Origin of the sequence: Xanthomonas arboricola pv. juglandis, from assembly GCF_001013475.1 — a bacterium.
GTDB lineage: Bacteria > Pseudomonadota > Gammaproteobacteria > Xanthomonadales > Xanthomonadaceae > Xanthomonas > Xanthomonas arboricola.
The window spans coordinates 14,246-33,104 of sequence record NZ_JZEF01000003.1; the positions used below are offsets into that span (position 1 = coordinate 14,246).

Genomic DNA, 18,859 nt, shown 5'->3' on the forward strand with positions numbered 1-18,859 from the left:
ATGGGGAATCGGGAATGGGGAATCGGGAATGGGGAATCGGGATTGGGGAATCGGTAGAGCAGGAGCCGCTTTTGCGGCTTCTGTTCGCCATGTGGAACTCAGGAATCGACATGACAGCACAGCGCCGCCCTTACGATTCCCCACTCCCGATTCCCCATTCCCGGCGCGCGATCAGCGCGCCAACGGAAACAGGCCAAACAACAATCCGCCCGCCAACATCAACAGGGAGATCAGCACCGCCCACTTCAACGTGAAGCGTTGATGGTCGGCGAAGTCGACCTTGGCCAGGCCGACCAGCAGATAGGTCGAGGGCACCAGCGGGCTGAGCAGATGCACCGGTTGCCCGGCCAGCGAGGCGCGCGCCATTTCCACCGGGGTGATGCCGTAGTGGCCGGCGGCCTCGGACAGGATCGGCAGCACGCCGAAGTAGAACGCGTCGTTGGACATGAAGAACGTAAACGGCATGCTGACGATCGCGGTGATCACCGCCAGATACGGGCCCCAGCTGTCCGGGATCACCGCCAGGAAGCTGCGCGACATCGCTTCGACCATGCCGGTGTTGGACAGGATGCCGGTGAAGATGCCGGCGGCGAAGATCAGCGACACCACCGACAGCACGTTGCCGGCGTGATTGACCAGGCGACGGCGCTGCTCGGCCAGGTTGGGGTAGTTGATCATCAGCGCCAGCGCAAAGCCGATCATGAACAGCACCGGCATCGGCAGCACGCCGACCACCAGCGCGGCCATCAGCGCCAGGGTCAGGAGCAGGTTCACCCATAGCAGCTTGGGCCGCTTCGTGTCCTCGGTGTCTTCCACGCGCGGCAGCGCATCGCTTTCTTCGGGGATGCTGGTGTCCAGCCAGTTGCCGTCGGCCGGCAGGCGCACCACGCCCAGGCGGCGCCGTTCGCGCATGCCCAGATACCAGGCCAGCGTGAGGATGCCGGCGATCGCCATCGCCATCGCGGGCACCAGCGGCACGAACACATCGGCCGGATCCACGTGCAGGGCGGTGGCGGCACGCGCGGTGGGACCGCCCCATGGGGTCAGGTTCATCACGCCGCTGGCCAGGATAGTCACGCAGGTGAGGTTGAGCGCGTTCATGCCCAGGCGCTGGTACAGCGGCAGCATCGCCGACACGGTGATCATGTAGGTGGTGGAGCCATCGCCGTCGAGCGAGATCAGCATTGCCAGGATCGCCGTGCCCATGACGATCTTCAGCGGATCGCCCTTGACCAGGCGCAGGATGCGGCCGACCAGCGGATCGAACAGGCCGGCATCGATCATCACCCCGAAGTAGAGGATGGCGAACATCAGCATCACGCCGGTGGGCGCGATCTTCTTGATGCCGTCGAGCATCATCTCGTTGATGCCGGTGCCGAAGCCGCCCAGCAGCGCGAACACGATCGGCACCGTGATCAGAGCCACCAGCGGCGACAGCCGCTTGCTCATGATCAGGTACATGAAGGTGATCACCATTCCGAAACCGAGCGCGGTCAGCATGCGGGCAAATCCTTTGAGGCGTACAGCAGGGGGAGAGTGGAGCGCGCGGCGGCGGGTGCATTGCAGCAGCGGTGACGCATCATGCGAAGATCAGGCAAACGGTCAGAAGTCGTACTGGAAGCGGCCGGTCACCGCCAGCGTGTGATCGACCACCGCATCGACCATGCGGTCGCGGTTGCGGCTGTCGATCACATTGAGCATCACGCGCAGGTTCGGCTTGAAATACCAGTTACCGCCCAGCGTCCACGACTGCGTGCTGGCGTTGATGAAATCGGGTTGGCCATCCAGATGCTGATCGCCGCGCATGTAGTCGTAGCGCAAGGCCAGCTCGAACGCGCCGGAGGGGCGATTGGGCGTCTTGATCCGGCTGAAACGTCCGGTCTTGCGGTCGTAGCCGCGCGACTCGCCGGTGACGAACCAGCTGACCAGGCCGTAGCTGGCCAACACCTTGGCATGCTGGGAGCCGTCGTCGAGCAGGCCGCCGCTGAATTCGCTCTGCCACGACCACGGGCCCAGCACTTCGGCGTATTCCAGCGACCATTTGTCGAAATCGGTATCGCGGCCATCGGCAAAGCGCGCCAGGGTGATGCGGCTGTTGTTGGCCAGATCGTTTTCCGGGCGTGGCCGGATCAACAGGGACGCCGCGCCGCCGCTGCCCGGATGCGAATAGCGCTCGTGCGCCAGCGACACGCCCAGGTGGCGCAGCCGTGCCTCGCCCATCTCCGGTGCGAAGGTCAGCCGCGTGCCGAGCGCGCCGCCCTTGGTCGAGGAATTGTCGATGCTTTCCAGGCTGTAGGCCGCGGTGGACCAGGTCGCATCGGGGCGATTGGCCTGCCAGGAGATCGCCTTGCGATAGATCGGCGCCAGCGTGGTGGAGGCATAGCCGCGTTCCAGGAACGGGCCGTAGTTGGAGCCGGTGCGATCGTCCAGCGAGAAGTACTGCTTGAACTGGCCCACAGTCAGCGTACCGGCGGAGAACTTCTTGGCGACGTACACATCGCGCGCCAGGATGCCGCGGCTGCCGGACTCGTATTGCAGGCCGGCAAATTCCGCCTCGGCCTTGTAGGTGAAGCCGTAGAACTTGCCGGCCACATCCAGCCACACGCGACGGAACTGGGTGTCGTTGCGCTCGGGCGTGCCGCGTTCGTCGTTGTCGAACACGGTGAAGTCCCAGTGCACGCGCCCACCCAACTCGGCGGTGACCGGGCCGTCGCCCTCGGCCGCATGCGCCGCCGGTGCCAGGCACAGCGCAGCGCAGGTGGTGAAGACGCGCAGACGCAAGGTGTCGTTGCTCACAGACCCTCCCAGGTACATGTGTGAATCACGTTCAGCGATGCACCGCACAAGCACGCTGCGGCGCGTTGGCAGCAGCCTAGTCCGGTGAAGCTGTCATGGACCTGTCAGGGCGGGGGAATCGGGAATGGGGAATGGGGAATCGCAAGAGCGTTAAGAGCTTTTGTCCGCGAGGGCTGTTACCTTCCGGCCGCGGCCAACCGCTGTTCCGATTCCCAATTCCCGATTCTCGATTCCCCGCCCATGCGCCTGCTGCTAGTCGAAGACAACGCCGATCTCGCCGATGCCATCGTGCGGCGCATGCGCCGTAGCGGGCATGCGGTGGATTGGCAGTCCGATGGCCTGGCGGCGGCGAGTGTGCTGCGCTATCAGAGCTTCGATCTGGTGGTGCTGGATATCGGTCTGCCCAAGCTGGATGGCCTGCGCGTGCTGGCCGGGATGCGCGAGCGTGGCGATACCACGCCGGTGCTGATGCTGACCGCGCGCGATGGCATCGAAGACCGCGTGCAGGCGCTGGATGTCGGGGCCGACGACTACCTCGGCAAGCCGTTCGATTTCCGCGAGTTCGAGGCGCGTTGCCGGGTGCTGCTGCGGCGCAACCGCGGGCAGGCCAGCGAGGTGGTGCAGATCGGCGGGTTCGTGTTCGACAACGCCGCGCACACGCTGGTGCTGGACGGGGTGCCGATCGAGTTGCCCAATCGCGAATACCGCCTGTTCGAGATCCTGATCGGGCGCCTGGGCCATGTGGTGGGCAAAGACGAGATCGGCAACGGCTTGTTCGGTTTCGACGACGATGCCGGGCCGAATGCGATTGAGCTGTATGTCGGCCGCCTGCGTCGCAAGCTAGCGGGCGCGCCGTTGCGCATCGTCACCGTGCGCGGCGCCGGCTACAAGCTCGAAGAAGCCGATCCGCATGCGCCGGTGGAGCCAGGCGTCGATGGCTGAGCCGCGCATGGTGGCACCGTCGATCCGGCGCACCTTGCTGCTGTACCTGGGCAGCCTGTCGGTGCTGGGCGCGGTGGTGCTGTTCTTTGCCGCACGCGACTACGGCGAGCGGGCCGCCAACCGCTCCTACGACCACCTGCTGGTGTCCTCGGCCCTGTCCATCGTCGACAGCGTGGCGCTGGTCGGCGGCGACTGGCAGGTGGACCTGCCGTATGCCTCGCTGGACCTGCTCGGCATGGCACCGGAAGACCGCGTGTTCTACCGCGTGTTCGATGCGCAAGGCCGCACCATCACCGGTGAAGAGAGCTTGCCGTTGCCGGCGCGTGCGCCCGGCGACGAGCGCCCGGTGCTGTTCGATGCCGTCTACAGCGGCGAGCCGGTGCGCTTTGCGGTGGTGATGCATCGGGTGGCATCGGCCTCCGGGCAGGGCGAGGTGCGCGTGCAGGTCGGTCAGACCCGGCGCGCGCGCGATGCGGTGGCACGCGATGTGGTGCTCAACGCACTGGTGGCGATCGGCGTGTTGTCGCTGCTCGCCCTGGGCCTGGTGTGGCTGGGCGTGTATCGCGCCCTGCGCCCGTTGCAGCGTATCGAGCGCGACCTGTCGCGGCGCGAGCCCTCCGACCTGAAACCGCTCAGCGTGCCGGCGCCACAGGAAATGCAGTTGATGGTGACCGCGCTCAATCGCTTCATGGCGCGGCTGTCGTCCAGCAACGAAACCCTGCGCGCCTTCATGGCCGAAGCCGCGCACCAGATGCGCACGCCGCTGGCCGCCTTGCGCGCGCAGGCGCAGCTGGCGATGGACGACGACGACCCGCGCGAGATGCAACGCAGCCTGGTGGCGATCGAGCGCAATGCCAGCCATATGAGCCGGCTGCTCAATCAATTGCTCAGCGACGCCAGCGTGATCCACCGCGCCAACCTGCAGCGCTTTGCCACCGTGGACCTGGCCGAAGTGCTGCACCAAGCCTTGCACGAGGCCTTGCCGCGCAGCGACGGCGCACCGCGCGTGCACCTGGCGATCGACCCGCAACCGGCACTGTTGCGCGGCGATGCATTGCTGCTGCGCGAGGCGCTGAAGAACCTGATCGACAACGCCTGCAAATACGGTGCCGGGGCGCCATTGCAGGTCGCGCTCACCAGCGACGGCAGCCATCACGTGCTGACCATCGCCGATCACGGCCCCGGCATTCCCGCCGCCGAAGCCGAGCGCGTGTTCGAGCGTTTCGTCCGCGGGCCGGATGCGCCGGCCGGCGGCGCGGGGCTGGGGCTGGCCATCGTCAAGCGCGTGGTCGAAGCGCACGGCGGGCGCATCGATCTGAGCAACCGCGTCGGCGGCGGGCTGATCGCCTCGTTGCATTTTCCTGGAGGGACGCGGTGATGCGCGTGCTGTTGCTGATGGTGGTCTTGCTGGCGCCGGTTGTTGCGCGGGCCGCGCCCGGCGATGTGCGGGTGTTTCCCGCGCATGGCCCAAAACAGGCGCAATTACGCGTGCAAGGCTCCACCGATCTGGAAGTGTTCGGCGCGGTCATCCAGGACTACCAGCGCCTGCATCCGGGCACCGAGGTGATCTACGAGGACGTGATCGCCTGGGATATCTACGAGCGCTATCTGCATCCGGGCAAGGCCACGGCTGCCGCCGACATGCTGATCAGCGCCAGCATGGACCTGCAGACCAAGCTGGTGAACGACGGCCACGCGCTTGCGCATCGCTCCGCGCAGACCGAAGCGTTGCCGGCCTGGGCGCAGTGGCGGCACGAAGTGTTCGGCATCAGCTACGAGCCGGTGGCGATCGTCTACAACACGCGCAAGCTGGCGGCCGCGCGGGTGCCGCGCACACGCCGGCAGTTGCTGGCCTTGCTGCGCGCGCCCGACGCGCCGCTGCGCGGCCGGGTTGGCACCTACGATGTCGAGCGCAGCGGCGTGGGCTATCTGTTCGCCACCCAGGACGGGCAGGTCGGCAGCATTGCCGGCGCGTTGCTGGCCGCGTTGGGGGCCAACCAGGTCAGGCTGGAAGAACGCACCGGCACCTTGCTCGACCGCGTCAGCCGTGGCGAGCTGCTGCTGGCCTACAACGTGCTCGGCTCCTACGCGCAGACGCGCATCGACGCCGGCGCGCCGCTGGGCATCGTGCAGCCGCAGGACTACACGCTGGTGGCGCTACGCACTGCGGTGATCCCCAGGACTGCACCGCACGCGCCGGAGGCGCGCAGGTTCCTGGATTACCTGCTCTCGCCACGCGGCCAGCAGGTGCTCTCGCGCGAGGCGCGGCTGATGCCGATCCTGCCGGCCGCCGGCGGCCGTGGCGGCCCGGCGCAGCCGCCGTTCCGGCCGATCCCGCTTGGCCCCGGCCTGCTGGTGTATCTGGACAAGCTCAAACGCCGGCAGTTCCTGGATGCCTGGCGGGCCAGCACGCAGCCGCCGCGCTAGGCGAGCGCTGACGAGCTGCGCGAACGGCCGCATGCCGGCGCGGTGCGCGCTGCCGGCCTTGGCGTGCAGGGCATGGGGGCGGCGGTTTCCACGCACATGCTGGCTGCCCGGCAGGCCAGATGCCTGCGCAGCGGGGCGGGGGTGGATGCCCGGGCGCGGGAAACCGACACAGCCATGTGCCAGACTTGGCGCATGGCCGATCTCACCATCCTCGTCGCCGACGACCACCCGTTGTTCCGTGCCGCCGTGATCCATGTGCTGCAGCAGACCCTGCCGCAAGCCGATGTGGTGGAGGCCTCCAGCGCCGCCACGCTGAGCGCCATGCTGCGCTCGCACCCACAGGCCGAGCTGGTGCTGCTGGACCTGGCGATGCCGGGCGCACGCGGCTTCTCGGCGCTGTTGCACGTGCGTGGCGAGCATCCGGACATCCCGGTGGTGGTGATCTCCTCCAACGATCACCCACGCGTGATCCGGCGCGCGCAGCAGTTCGGCGCGGCCGGCTTCATTCCCAAATCCACCCCGGCCGAATCGATCGGCACTGCGGTGGCCAGCGTGCTGGAGGGCGGCACCTGGTTCCCGCCGATGACTGCCGAGCGCTCGGAGGCCGACGCGCAACTGGCCTCCAAGCTCGCCCAGCTCACCCCGCAACAGTTCCGCGTTCTGCTGAGCCTGGCCGATGGCCTGCTCAACAAGCAGATCGCACACGAACTCGGGCTGGCCGAGAACACCGTCAAGGTGCACGTCACCGCGATCCTGAAGAAGCTGGATTGCTACAGCCGCACGCAGGCGGCAGTGCTGGTCAAGGCGCTGGAGCCGGAAGGCGAGGGCTGATCGCTCCTGGTGATCGTGTGCTGCATCGTGTTTTGCGATGACGATGACGTGCTGGGACGCAGCGCCGTGCAGAACGGCGATGCAAACGCGCGATGACGCGATGGATTGATCGGTCGTGCCGTTGTCGGTGAAAGATCATTGCACGTGAGGCAGTGCATCGCTGCCGACGGATCGTCCGTCGGCGATGCATCCATCAACTGCGTAACTGCACCTTGTAGGTGCCGTAGATGAGCTGCTGCGCCATCGGCCGGCCGATAAAGCGTTCCGGGAAGATCGGCGCCAGCGCGCTGATCCGATCCAGCCGAGCCAGGTGTTCATCGCTCAAGACAATTTGCAGCGCACCGAAGTTGTCCTCGGCCTGCTGCAGCGTGCGCGCGCCCATCACCGGCGAGACCACGGCCGGATTGCGCAAGGTCCAGGCCAGCGCCACCTGCGAGCGCGAGGCGCCCAGTTCCTCGGCGACTGCACCGACCGCATCGGCGATCTCCAGCGAGCGTGCATTGAGATGCCCGGTCGAGGCGATCACGCCCTTGCGGCTGGTCGAAACCTCGGCCGCGTTGTCGTCGGAGAGATCGGCGCGGCTGTACTTGCCGGTCAGGATGCCACCGCCCAGCGGCGACCATGGCAACACGCCCAGGCCCAGCTCGCGTGCCATCGGCAGCAACTCGTGTTCGACGCTGCGCTCGACCAGGCTGTATTCGATCTGCAGCGCCACCAGCGGCGACCAGCCACGCAGGTCGGCCAGTGTCTGCAATTGCGCCACCCGCCAGGCCGGGGTGTTGCAGATGCCGAGGTAGAGCACCTTGCCTGACTGCACCAGATGCTCCAGCCCGCGCATCACTTCCTCCGGCGAGGTGGTGAAATCCCAGGCGTGCAGATACAGCAGGTCGATGCGGTCGGTGTCGAGCTGGCGCAGGCTGGTCTCCACTGATCGGATCAGGTTGAGGCGATGATTGCCGCCTGCGTTGATGTTGTCCGGATCGCGCGCCATGGTGAACTTGGTGGCCAGCACGAAGCGCTCGCGGCGGTGCTTGAGCAGCGCGCCGAGGATGCGCTCGGAGCCGCCGTTGGTGTAGTTGACCGCGGTGTCGATGAAATTGCCGCCGTGGTCGGCATACGCATCGAAGATGCGCCTGGCTTCGTCCGCGTCCGCGCCCCAGCCCCAGTCTTCGCCGAAGGTCATGGTGCCCAGCGACAGCGGCGAGACGCGCAGGCCGGAGCGGCCAAGCAGGCGATAGTGGTCCAGCGACAGTGTCTGACTCATGCGGTGTGTCTCCCGGTAGTGGCGTTGTGCGTGTTGCGATGCACTGTGCCGCGGGCCGCCGGGTCGGCGTGAGCCTGGTGATCCGGCATCCTTGCCCGATCGTCCGGATCGTCCGGATCGTCCGGATCGGCACCTCGGCATCGTCACGTAGGGATCCGTGCTCCTGGGGCGCGATTGAGCGACCAAGACGCTGATATCTGCGACTTCGTTGCAGGGCCCTTGCCCGCCCACCCTCGCAGGACACGCCGCAAGTACGTCCCTGTAGGCTCTTACGCGGCATCCATGCCGCGTAAGGTCCCGCGACGGTGGACGGGCAAGGACCAGTCGAGTTGATTGGTGCGCATGGCTTGCAATAAAACAGCCAGCAAACTGTCTGGTGCGGCGAGGGCACCGCGCCCTCGACCGCCTAGGCTGTTGATTGCATCTAAATGACGCAACGAATCGGCATCCATGCGCAGCAGCACGCGTGCACAGGCGTATCCCGCGCACTGCTAACAATCACGCCGCGCCATCAGAAATCCAGCGAATACCCCAGCGTGATGGTGCGGCCGCGCCCGGCGAAGTAGCGCAGCGGTTCGACCAGGGCCGATTGCGAGTAGTAGGTGATGTACTGCTTGTCGAACAGGTTGGATACGCCCATGCGCACTGCACCACGCGGCAACGCGTAGTTGAAGGTCGCATCCACCAGCGTGTAGCCACTGAAACGCTTGTCGGCCTCGTCGAAGGATTGGCTGAAGGCATGCTGAGCCTGCACGAACGAGGAGAGCTTCGGCGTCCACTGCGCCGACCACGAGGCGATCACCCGATTGGGTGCCACGTTGAGCCCATCCAGGCGTGCGTCCAGCTGCCCATCGTTATCGCTGTCATAGCGGCCACGGGTGTAGGCGTAGGACAGGCGCAGGCGATGTGCCGCATCCAGGCGATAGCCCAGGCTGGCGTCCACGCCCTGCACGCGGGTCTTTTCGCGGCTCATCATGAAGGCGCCGTTGATCGGCACCACGCGCGTGCCCAGGTCCGAGTTGGACTGGAAGTAGCTCAGGTCCGCGTCGAAGGCGCCGCGCGTGAGGCGGGTGCCGGCTTCCACGCTCTTGGTCAGGATCGGCTCCAGCGTGCTCAGGCTGGCCACGCGCGTGCCCGGCGTGTTGATCGCGCGCAGCACGCGGCCCACGTCCGGCATGCCGAAGCCCTCGGAATAGCTGGTGAAAAAGCTCACACCCTCGAGCGGCGTATAGACCAGACCGGTGTTGTAGAGGGTCTGGTTGAAGTCGAGCGTGCCGCCTTCGACAGCGACCCGGTTGTAGCGCCACAGCGTCTGGTAGCTGTCGATCTTCAACTCGGCTTCTTCGCGGCGCACGCCGGCGTGCAGGGTCAGCGTGGGCAGCAGCTTGTATTCGCCCTGCACGAACAGCGACAGATTGCGGTAGTCCGATTCGGGCACATAGGTCCGCCCGGTGCCGTACAGATCCTGCTTGCCGGTGTCGGCCAGCAGGTCGACGCCGCCGGTGAGCTTGAGCCGGCTGTCGAGCAGGTCGTCCCTGGTCAGGCTGATCTTGCTACCCCACTTGGAGGCGACCGAACGCGATTGGTCGTACAAGGTGCCGACCGGGGCGATGCGCGGGTCCTGAAACGTGGACGAGTTGTCGGCACCGAACAGCCCTTCGAATTCCTGGTTGAACACCATCGCGCTCAGCTGCATGCCGGCCAGATCGTCATGGGTGTACGACAGGCTGGAGGTCAGCACATCGTTCCAGGGCGCGGTGCCCTGCGGGGTGCCGCGCACCGAGCTGGTGGGCAGGCCTTGCGCGCGGTTGCCGGCGACGCCGATGTAGTCGTTGTCGTTCTTGATGCGGTAGCGGTTGACGCTGACGCTCAGGCGCTGGGTGTCGGTGAGCGCGTAGCCGAGCTTGGCCAGCACGTCGTAGCTCTTGGACGTCATCAGGTCGCCCTGGGTGTTGTCGGCGCCGATCGGCCGGCCTTGTCCATCCACATACAGGCCCTGGTCGCTGTAGCTGGCCGAGAACAGGTAATCGAGCCTGTCCGAGCGGCCGTCCACGCGGTAGCGGGTCTCGACGCTGGTGGTTTCCGCACGCGTTTCGGAAGTAGGTGCGGTGGCCTGCACGTCGATGTGCTGGTTCAATGAGCCGTCCTGCGGACGCCGGGTGATGATGTTGATGGTGCCGCCGGTGGCACCCAGCCCGTTGATGGCGTTGGCCCCCTGGATGACTTCGATGCGCTCGACCATCGCATAGTCGATGGTGTGCGCTTCGCGCCCGGTGGGGCGGATCGGATTGGACTGCGGCACGCCGTCGATCAGGATCAGCGGCGCGCGCCCGCGCAGGGTTTCGCCGCTGCCGTTCATCTTGCCGCGGCTGGGCGTGTACGAGGGAATCAGGTTGGCGAGCACGTCGGAGGAATTGCTGGAGATCGTCAGCTGCTGCTGGATCTGCGCCTTGTCGATGATCAACACCGTCTGCGGCGATTCGGCCACGGTCATGTTGGAGCGCGAGGCGGCGACCACCACGGTGTCCAGCGTGTCGGTGACGTCCGATTGCGCGGACGCGGTGGCAGAGGCGAGCAGGCAGAGGGTGGCAACGAACGGCATGCCGGCCGATCCGGAGACGGGAGATTTCATCGGGCAAGGAACTCCAAGGCGCGGTCGGCACAGACGCAGCACGTGCACGGCAACGCGAAAGGTGAAGATTAAATGGGAATCATTATCGCCATTCTAGCAGGCGCGAGCGCCGCCACGCTGGGCATGCCGCAGCGTCGCGCGTTGCGAATGCGCGCGTTGGCAGCATCGCGGCGATGCCCGAGCCATGCGCCGCGCGTGCAGGTATCACCTGCGTCGGAAACAGGCCTGTGCATTCCTGCGGCGATGACCGCCTGCACGAATGTTGCAAGCCGCGCGCGCCGCATCTGCACGCGTCTGCGCACGCAGCGCAGCAGGCAACTGTCTATGCTATGGCGACCGCCATCGAACATCGCGGCCGCGGCATCGTGACCATCAAATTCGACCTCAACGATCTACAGGCATTCCGTGCCGTTGCCGAAAACGGCAGCTTCCGCCGCGCTGCCGAACGCATCCGCATCACCCAGCCGGCGCTCAGCCGCCGGATCGACAAGCTCGAGTCGGCGTTGAACGTCAAGTTGTTCGAGCGCACCACGCGCAAGGTCGCGCTCACCACGGTCGGGCAGGCGTTCATGCCGCAGGTCGAGCGCATGCTCGACGACCTGGACATGGCGCTGATGAGCATCGGCGATGCCGGATCCAGCCGGATGGGCACGGTGACCGTGGCGTGCGTGCCGTCTGCGGCGTACTACTTCATGCCCCAGGCGATTCACGGGCTGCATCAGCTGTTTCCGAAGATCCGCATCAGGCTGTTCGATGGCAGCGCCAGTCACGTCAGTGCGGCAGTGGCCTCCGGCGAGGCGGATTTCGGCGTCAGTTTCAGCGGCAACCTGGCACCGGAGGTCGAGTTCGAACCGTTGCTGCAGGAGCGCTATGTGATTGCCTGCCGCCGGGACCATCCCCTGTCCGGGCGCGAGCAGGTCAGCTGGCAGGAAGCCTATGGCCATGACTACATCACGCTCGACAAGACCTCGGGCAACCGGCTGGTGCTGGATCGGGCGCTGTCTGCATTCACGCCGGAGCAGCCGAGCATCTGCGAAACCCGCCACGTCACTACATTGCTGGGCTTGGTGGAGGCCGGCGTCGGCATTGCCGCCGTTCCTTCGATCGCCATGCCTTCCGGCCCGCACCCGGTGCTGGCGGCGGTGCCGCTGGTGGAACCGGAGGTGTTGCGCAACGTGGGGATCCTCAAACGCCGTGGGCGGACGCTGACACCGACCGCGCTCGAACTGGCGGAACTGGTGCGACGGATGCCCGCGCGCTCACGGTGAGACCGGATCCAGGCCGGTCGCGCGCGCGACCGCCTGCGCGTCACCCGACTGCAGATAGGCAAGCAGGCGCCTGGCCGCTGCGGGATGATCCGCGCTGACCGGCACGCCCGCGGCATAGCGCGTGATCGACTGCAGCGGTTCGGGGATCTTGCCGACAACATCCACGCCTGCCACCGGGAGCAGTTCGGCCATCTGCTGAAAGCCCAGCTGATAACTGCCGTCGGCCACCACCGAGCCCACCGGGATGCGTTCGATCTTGCGGCTCTTGGCCATCATCGGGCCCTGGATCTGCAGCTGCTTGAACAGCGTGGTCTCGATGTAGACGCCACTGGCGCTGTCGGAATAGGCAACGGAATCGGCCTGCAGCAACGCGTGTTTGAACTGCTCGACGGTATCGATCTTCTGCTTGGGTGCGCCACTGCGCACCACCATGCCGATCCGGGAGTCGGCCAGCTCCACCCGCGATGCCGGGTCCACCAGTCCTGCATCGATCAGTTTCTGCAGCGCGCTGCCCACCATGATCACCACATCGGCATGCTCGCCACGCGCAAGCCGGTTGGGAATGGCTTGCGGCGTCTGCCCCATCGAAGGGCCGTGCAGTGTCGCAACCGTCACTCCGGTCTGCCTGCTGTACTGCGGCGCCAGACGTTCGAAGGCGGCGGTGAAACCGCCGGAGGTCATCACGGTCAGATCCTGCGCGGCTGCGGTCGGCGACAGCAGGGCCGTGGCGACAACCGCAGCCAGCAATTTCTTCCAGAAGGCCCGCATCATTTCGCCGCTCCCGCAGCCGCATCGAGGCCGGCCGCTGCCGCTGCGTTGCCATGCCGGCGATACAGGAACAGCGTCGCCAACAGTGCGCACACCGACGCGAACACCAGCCAGTACCCAGGGGCCGCCTTGTCGCCGTTGACATGGATCAGCCAGGTCGACATCACCGGCGTAAACCCGCCAAAGACTGCCGTGGCCAGGCTGTAGGCGAGCGAGAAGCCCGCAACCCGCACATGCGCCGGCATCAGTTCGGTGAGCGCGGGAATCATGGCGCCGTTGTAGATGCCGTAGAGGAAGGACAGCCACAGCAGCGCCTGCAACATATGCGCAAAGCTCGGTGCGGATGCAAGGAACGCGAGCACCGGATAGGCGCTCAGTGCGCACACCACCGCCATGGTCACCATCAGCGGCTTGCGGCCGAAGCGGTCGCTGAGCGCGCCGCCGATCGGCAGCCACAGGAAGTTGGAGATGCCCACCAGCAGCGTCACGATCAATGCGTCGCCGGTGCTGAGCTTGAGCACGCTCTTGCCGAAGGTCGGTGCGTACACGGTGATCAGATAGAACGCGGTCGTCGTCAGCGCCACCATCAAGCCGCCGGCAATCACGGTGCCGGCATTGTTCGCCAGCCCGCGCATCACCTGCTTCATCGTCACCCGCTGGGTGCGCTGCGCGAACTCCGCAGTCTCTTCCAGGCGACGCCGCAGCAAAAAGATGAAGGGGATGATGACGCAACCGATGGCGAAGGGAATCCGCCAGCCCCACTGCGCCAGATCCTGCGGCGGCATCAGTTGGTTGAGCGCATAGCCGATGGCGGCCGCAGCGACGATGGCCACCTGCTGGCTGGCCGATTGCCAACTGGCATAGAAGCCGCGCCGCCCCGGTGTGGCCATCTCGGCCAGATACACCGACACACCGCCCATTTCGGCACCCGCCGAGAAGCCCTGCAGCAGCCGTCCGAGCAGCACCAGTGCCGGTGCCCACAAACCGATGCTGGCATAGCCCGGCACCAGTACGATCAGCACCGTGCCGCTGGCCATGATCGCCAGGGTGACGATCAAGCCCTTGCGGCGCCCGACATCGTCGATGTAGGCGCCCAGGATCACCGCGCCCAGCGGGCGCATCAGAAAGCCTGCGCCAAACACTGCGAAGGTCATCATCAGCGAGGCGAATTCATTGCTCGCCGGGAAGAACACCGCGGCGATCTGGGTTGCGTAGAAACCAAACAGGAAAAAGTCGAACTGCTCGAGGAAGTTGCCCGAGGTCACCCTCAGCACCATCCCCAGTTTCGACTGCCGCGTTGCCTCAAGGTTCGAAGTCTGCATAGATCGCCCTCCACGATAGGTATGCACGTGCGTCTGATAGGTGAGGCGATCGATTCTGGTGGAGCGGGCCGGCATTGATAATTGCTGCTTTCTCATCGACTGATGCGCGTTGAACATCAACACGCCGGAGCAATGTTCGACTCGACCTGGCGGCGATGCGACGAACGTGGCACGCAGCAGGTGCATGCAGGGGGTCCGCGAGGCGTGGGCGTTTATCGATCCAGGGCGTAGAAACGAACGCTGTCTCGATCTGCCGATGCGCAGATCAGTCCTGAGCAGCGCGTGTGCTTCCGCTCCGCATCAACTGCTAGGCAGCATGCAGTGCCGGCAGCCGGGCAACCTATCCGCGCCGCAACAACATCTGGGTGACCAGTGCGCGCAGCGCGGGCGGGCGCACCGGCTTGGTCAGGAATCCCCAGCCCAGGTCGAGCGCATGTTCGCGCAGCGCCGGGTCGGGTTCGGCGGTGACCAGGATCACGCGTGGTTCGCGTTGCCAGCGTTGCACCAACTGCGGCAGCAGCATGGGACCGTAGTGCTCGCCCATGCGCACATCCAGCAACAGCAGCTCTGGCACCTCGTCGGCGTTGGCGGCGGCCAATGCCTCGTCGGGGCCGCCGGCAAAGTCGACGCGACATTCCCAGCGTTCCAGCAAGGCGCGGCTGGCCTCGCACACGCGCGGGTCGTCGTCCACGCACCACACGCGGCAGCCGTGCAGGATCGGGTCGTTGGCGTTTTCTGCGGTGGTGGTGATTGGCGGCGGCAATTGCCTGACGATCGCAGCGCGTTCGCCCAGTGGCACGGTCACCGAAAACACGCTGCCGCTGCCCAGCGTGGAACGCAGGCCGATGCGGTGGCCGAGCAGCCGGCCGATGCGCTCGACGATGGCCAGGCCCAGACCGGCGCCGCGATCGTTGGCCACGCCGTCATCCAGGCGCCGGAATTCTTCGAAGATCTCTTCCTGCAAGGCCTCGGGAATGCCGGGCCCCTGGTCGTGCACCTCGATGCGCAGCCAGCCGCCGCGACGACGGCAGCCGATCAGCACGCGCCCACGCGGGGTGTAGCGGATGGCGTTGGACAGGAAGTTCTGCAGGATGCGCCGCAGCAGGTTCTCGTCGCTCAACACCACGGCGGACGTTGCCACCCAATCCAGCACCAAGCCGCGGTCTTCGGCAAGGATGCCGAACTCGCGGGCCAGGGTTTCCAGCAGTGGGGCGATGGCGAAATCGCGCACCTGGGTCTTCAGGCTGCCTGCCTCCAGGCGCGAGATGTCCAGCAGGCTGTTGAGGATGGCGTCCTGCGCGGCGAGCGCGCCTTCGATGTTGTCGACCACGCGCGCGCCGCCGGTCTGGCGCACCTGCCCGCGCAGGACCGAGACGAACATGCGCGCGGCATTGAGCGGTTGCAGCAGGTCGTGCACGGCCGAAGCGACGAAACGGGTCTTGTAGCGATTGGCGCTCTCGGCCTCGCGTTTGGCCGCAGCCAGATCGCGGGTCCGTTCGGCCACGCGGTGTTCCAATGCGTCGGCCAGCGAACGCAGTTCGCGCGCGGCGTTCTTGTAACTGGTGATGTCGGCATAGCTGGTGACGAATCCGCCATCGGGCAGCGGATTGCCGCGGATTTCCAGCACGGTGCCATCTTCCTTCTCGCTCTCGCGCATATGCGGTTTACCACTGCGCAAATGATTGAGGCGGCGTTCGATCGCCGCTTCGATCGGCCCGGGTCCGAGCAGGCCGCGGCGTGCGTTGAAGCGAAACAGGTCTTCGATCGGCCTGCCGATCTTCAGCAGTTCGGGCGGGAAGCGGAACAGTTCCACGTAGCGCGAATTCCACGCCACCAGATCGAGCGCTTCGTCGATCACCACCACGCCCTGCGGCAGGTGTTCCAGGCTGCGGCTCAAACCGGCATTGGCCTGTTGCGCGGCGGTCACCACGCCATCCTGCGCGGTACGCAATTCTTCGGCGTGTTGTTGCAGCAGCGTTTCCAGCTCGTGCCGGCTGCGCTGGCGCAGGGCGGACAGGCGCCGCCGCTGCTGCACGAACAACCACAGCAAGGCCAGCGCCAGCCACGCACCGGCTGCGGCGATCGCAGCGGCGCGGCCGGCCGCCGCGCTGGCGCGGGTGTCGTGCAGCAAATGCAGGCGCCAGCCGCTTTCGGGCACCTGCAGGGTCTGCCACAGCACCGGGCCGGCGAGCGGTGGGTCGTTGACCTCGGCCAGCACGCCACCGTTGCCGGTCTGCTCGATCAACCGGCGGCGCAGCGGCAACAAGTCCTGGTCGGCATACTGGCGGGTGCTGCGCAATTCGCTGCGGTCGCGCAGGCTCAGCGGTGCCAGCATGCGGTAGCGCCACTGCGGGCGGCTGGCCAGAAAGACCACCGCGTGGGCGTCGGAGGCCAGCACGATGTCCGGGGTCTGCAGCCACTCGCGTTCCAGCGCGGCCAGTGCGATCTTGATCACCACCACGCCCTGCACCTGGCCGCCGGCATCGACGATGGCCTGCGACAGGAAATAGCCCGGCTCGCTGGTGGTCATGCCGATGCCATAGAAACTTCCGCTGCCGTTGGACAGTGCCTGCTGGTAATACGGGCGGAATGCGTAATCCACGCCCACGTTGCTGCGCGCCGCGCGCCAGTTGCTGGCAGCCAGTGCAATGCCGTCGCGGTTGATGAGCGTCAGCGTGGAGGACCGGGTGACGTTGTTGGCGCGCTCCAGTTTGTGGTTGAGCTGATCCACCTGCGCGGGGGACAACGGGCCGGAAACGGCGGCGCGCAGTTCCGGGTCCAGCGCCAGAATCTGCGGCAGGGTGCGATAGCGATCGATACGTTGCTGCAACGCCTGCGCGTACAGGCGCAGCTGACGCCGCACGGTGGCGCTTTCCTCGTGCAGGGCGTTCTGCTCGACGAAGTGCCCGGCGGCGAACATGGCAACCAACATGCCGCCCAGCACGATGGACAGCGTGGACAGCAGGCGGCGGCGTTGTGAGGCGTACATGGCGACAAGTATGGCGGTGTGCCGATGCATCGTGCAGCCATCGGCGCGGTGGCCTGCGCCCTTCGCCGCCACGGTGCCCCCCAAAAACGACTGCGGCCGCATCCCCTGAAGGATGCGGCCGCAGCGACCCGCACATTGGCGTGCGTTGCCGGGTTACGCGTCGAAGCGGTCAACCGACGCCAACTCGCGGCCGACGAGTCTCGCGTCACCGCTGCGCGATAACGCCTAGAACTGTACCTGCGCGCGCAGTTCCATCACGTGCGGGGTTTCATGCACGCCGTTGCGCGTGGCATCCACCCAGCTGTAGTTGGCCTGCATCTTGAAGTGGCTGGTGAGGTACCAGTTGGCGCCGATGGTGGTGTCGTGCTGGCGACCGCCGCTGACGCGGTTGTCTTCCAGATCCAGGCGGCTGTAGCGGGCGGTCAGCTCGACCGCGCCGTAGTCGTGCGCCGGCTTGATGTTGCCCGGTACGCCGCCGGCATAGCTGCGCGACTCGCCGGTCAGCGTCCAGGTGCCGTAGAGGTACTGGCCCTGCGCGATGTAATGCGGCAGGTTGTCGTTACGCGCCACTTCGGCGCGCAGCGCTTCGCTCTGCAGCGAGAACGGGCCGTGGATCCAGACCGCTTCCACGCCGGCGCGGATCACGTGGTCCACATCGAGAATGGTACCGGTGTCGATCAGGCGCACGTCGGTCAGGCCGGCTTCCGGGCGGGCACGCAGGCGCACGCGCGGGCTGAACGACACGCCACGGCCGTCGCTGAAGCCGCGCGGGTTTTCCACCGAACCGGCCAGGCCCAGATGCAGCACATTGCCTTCGGCCTTGAACGGGGTCCAGGCAGCATGCACGGCCTGGGTGGTGCCCGGGTTGTCGCCCTGCAGATCCTTGCCGCCATAGGCGCCGGCCTGGAGCAGATACTGCTGGCGTTCCAGCGTCCATTCCACGCCGGTGCGGCGGCCCTGGAACACCGCCTGGATCGGCAGGCCCAGTTCCATGAAACTGCCCGCACGCGAGCTCTGTACCGCTTCCAGACCCACCGGCACCTTCATGTAGCCCAGCCGCACGCGACCGTAGTCCTGACCGAACAGGGCCTTGGTCTCGACGCGGAAGAACACGTCCAGCCACAGCTTGGATTCGAAGTCGAAATACACCATGGCGTCGTAGACGCCCTTCTTCTTGAGGGTGGCGCCGAATTCCTTGCGGCGGAAGTCGGTGCGGTCTTCCAGGCGGTCGTCGCCGGAGAAGTTGTTGTCGTCGTAGGCGTAGTTGCCGGTCAGGCCGAGCTCGGTGCCATCACCGAAGGTGTACTTGGTGGGCCAGTTTTCCAGCGAGGTGGCCGCATTGGCGGCAGCGGGCGCGGCGGCGATGGCCAACGCGAGAACGAGCGGATTGAGGCGCATAGGTGTGGTCTTCGGCAATGAGAAGGGGCCGGGCGTCCTGCCATGGCGGTCGCACTGAACAGCTTCAGCAAGCGCGCAGGTTCCGGACGGCCAACAACACGGGAATCGGTGTCTGCGTTAAACGGATTTAACGGCCGGGGGTGGCGCGGCTGAAGTGTAAGGCGACGTTCAGCCCGGGGACAGTGGGTAGTACCAATGGGCTATCGGCTCGGGCTGTGACGT

The 18,859-nt window shown here is 66.3% G+C and carries 13 protein-coding genes; 5 read left to right on the forward strand and 8 right to left on the reverse strand.

The genetic code is table 11. From position 1 onward, the window contains the following. Positions 1-171: 171 nt before the first annotated feature. On the reverse strand, positions 172-1,500 hold the full coding sequence (locus XARJCFBP2528_RS10990) for a CitMHS family transporter (RefSeq protein ID WP_016904743.1): 1,329 nt from the start codon (positions 1,498-1,500) through the stop codon (positions 172-174). A 102-nt stretch (positions 1,501-1,602) separates the two neighbouring features. Continuing rightward, a complete protein-coding gene (locus tag XARJCFBP2528_RS10995; protein ID WP_016904742.1) occupies positions 1,603-2,796 on the reverse strand; it encodes an OprO/OprP family phosphate-selective porin in 1,194 nt (397 codons plus the stop codon). 240 nt (positions 2,797-3,036) lie between these two features. Between XARJCFBP2528_RS10995 and XARJCFBP2528_RS11000 the strand changes: the two genes are divergently transcribed. The 4 genes from XARJCFBP2528_RS11000 to XARJCFBP2528_RS11015 all read left to right on the forward strand — a co-directional run bounded on the left by XARJCFBP2528_RS11000 (position 3,037) and on the right by XARJCFBP2528_RS11015 (position 6,996). Then, on the forward strand, positions 3,037-3,738 hold the full coding sequence (locus XARJCFBP2528_RS11000) for a response regulator (protein WP_016904741.1): 702 nt from the start codon (positions 3,037-3,039) through the stop codon (positions 3,736-3,738). Next, on the forward strand, positions 3,731-5,116 hold the full coding sequence (locus tag XARJCFBP2528_RS11005; RefSeq protein WP_016904740.1) for a sensor histidine kinase: 1,386 nt from the start codon (positions 3,731-3,733) through the stop codon (positions 5,114-5,116). Before XARJCFBP2528_RS11000 ends, XARJCFBP2528_RS11005 begins: the two co-directional genes overlap by 8 nt. Then, positions 5,116-6,165 carry an ABC transporter substrate-binding protein gene (locus tag XARJCFBP2528_RS11010; RefSeq protein ID WP_047124705.1) on the forward strand — a complete coding sequence of 350 codons (1,050 nt, stop codon included), beginning with the start codon at positions 5,116-5,118 and terminating at the stop codon, positions 6,163-6,165. Before XARJCFBP2528_RS11005 ends, XARJCFBP2528_RS11010 begins: the two co-directional genes overlap by 1 nt. 192 nt (positions 6,166-6,357) lie before the next feature. Further along, complete coding sequence (locus XARJCFBP2528_RS11015; protein WP_024938967.1) at positions 6,358-6,996, forward strand: response regulator; 639 nt, start codon at positions 6,358-6,360, stop codon at positions 6,994-6,996. A gap of 193 nt (positions 6,997-7,189) precedes the next feature. Here the strand turns inward: XARJCFBP2528_RS11015 and XARJCFBP2528_RS11020 are convergent, their stop codons facing one another. Together XARJCFBP2528_RS11020 and XARJCFBP2528_RS11025 are read right to left on the reverse strand one after the other, a co-directional pair. Then, positions 7,190-8,260 (reverse strand): aldo/keto reductase, encoded by a 1,071-nt coding sequence (locus tag XARJCFBP2528_RS11020; RefSeq protein WP_016905040.1) that lies wholly within the window; start codon positions 8,258-8,260, stop codon positions 7,190-7,192. A 511-nt stretch (positions 8,261-8,771) separates the two neighbouring features. Then, on the reverse strand, positions 8,772-10,892 hold the full coding sequence (locus XARJCFBP2528_RS11025) for a TonB-dependent receptor (protein ID WP_230673867.1): 2,121 nt from the start codon (positions 10,890-10,892) through the stop codon (positions 8,772-8,774). 365 nt (positions 10,893-11,257) lie between these two features. On the opposite strand from XARJCFBP2528_RS11025, the gene XARJCFBP2528_RS11030 reads away from it, so the two are divergent. Then, the gene (locus XARJCFBP2528_RS11030; RefSeq protein ID WP_026064333.1) at positions 11,258-12,160 is read left to right on the forward strand and encodes a LysR family transcriptional regulator; all 903 of its coding nucleotides are present in this window, start codon (positions 11,258-11,260) and stop codon (positions 12,158-12,160) included. Here XARJCFBP2528_RS11030 and XARJCFBP2528_RS11035 read toward each other — a convergent pair. The 4 genes from XARJCFBP2528_RS11035 to XARJCFBP2528_RS11050 form a co-directional block, all read right to left on the reverse strand. Beyond that, entirely contained in the window at positions 12,152-12,931 is a 780-nt protein-coding gene (locus tag XARJCFBP2528_RS11035; protein WP_016902548.1) for a substrate-binding domain-containing protein, read from the reverse strand. The genes XARJCFBP2528_RS11030 and XARJCFBP2528_RS11035 overlap by 9 nt on opposite strands. Next, positions 12,928-14,277, reverse strand: coding sequence for an MFS transporter (gene tcuC / locus XARJCFBP2528_RS11040; RefSeq protein ID WP_026064334.1), 1,350 nt, complete (start codon positions 14,275-14,277; stop codon positions 12,928-12,930). The genes XARJCFBP2528_RS11035 and tcuC overlap by 4 nt, the downstream gene beginning before the upstream one ends. Positions 14,278-14,590: 313 nt before the next feature. Then, entirely contained in the window at positions 14,591-17,239 is a 2,649-nt protein-coding gene (locus XARJCFBP2528_RS11045; protein ID WP_047124826.1) for a hybrid sensor histidine kinase/response regulator, read from the reverse strand. Between the two features lie 225 nt (positions 17,240-17,464). After that, positions 17,465-18,637 carry an OprO/OprP family phosphate-selective porin gene (locus XARJCFBP2528_RS11050; protein ID WP_047124706.1) on the reverse strand — a complete coding sequence of 391 codons (1,173 nt, stop codon included), beginning with the start codon at positions 18,635-18,637 and terminating at the stop codon, positions 17,465-17,467. Positions 18,638-18,859: the final 222 nt, after the last annotated feature.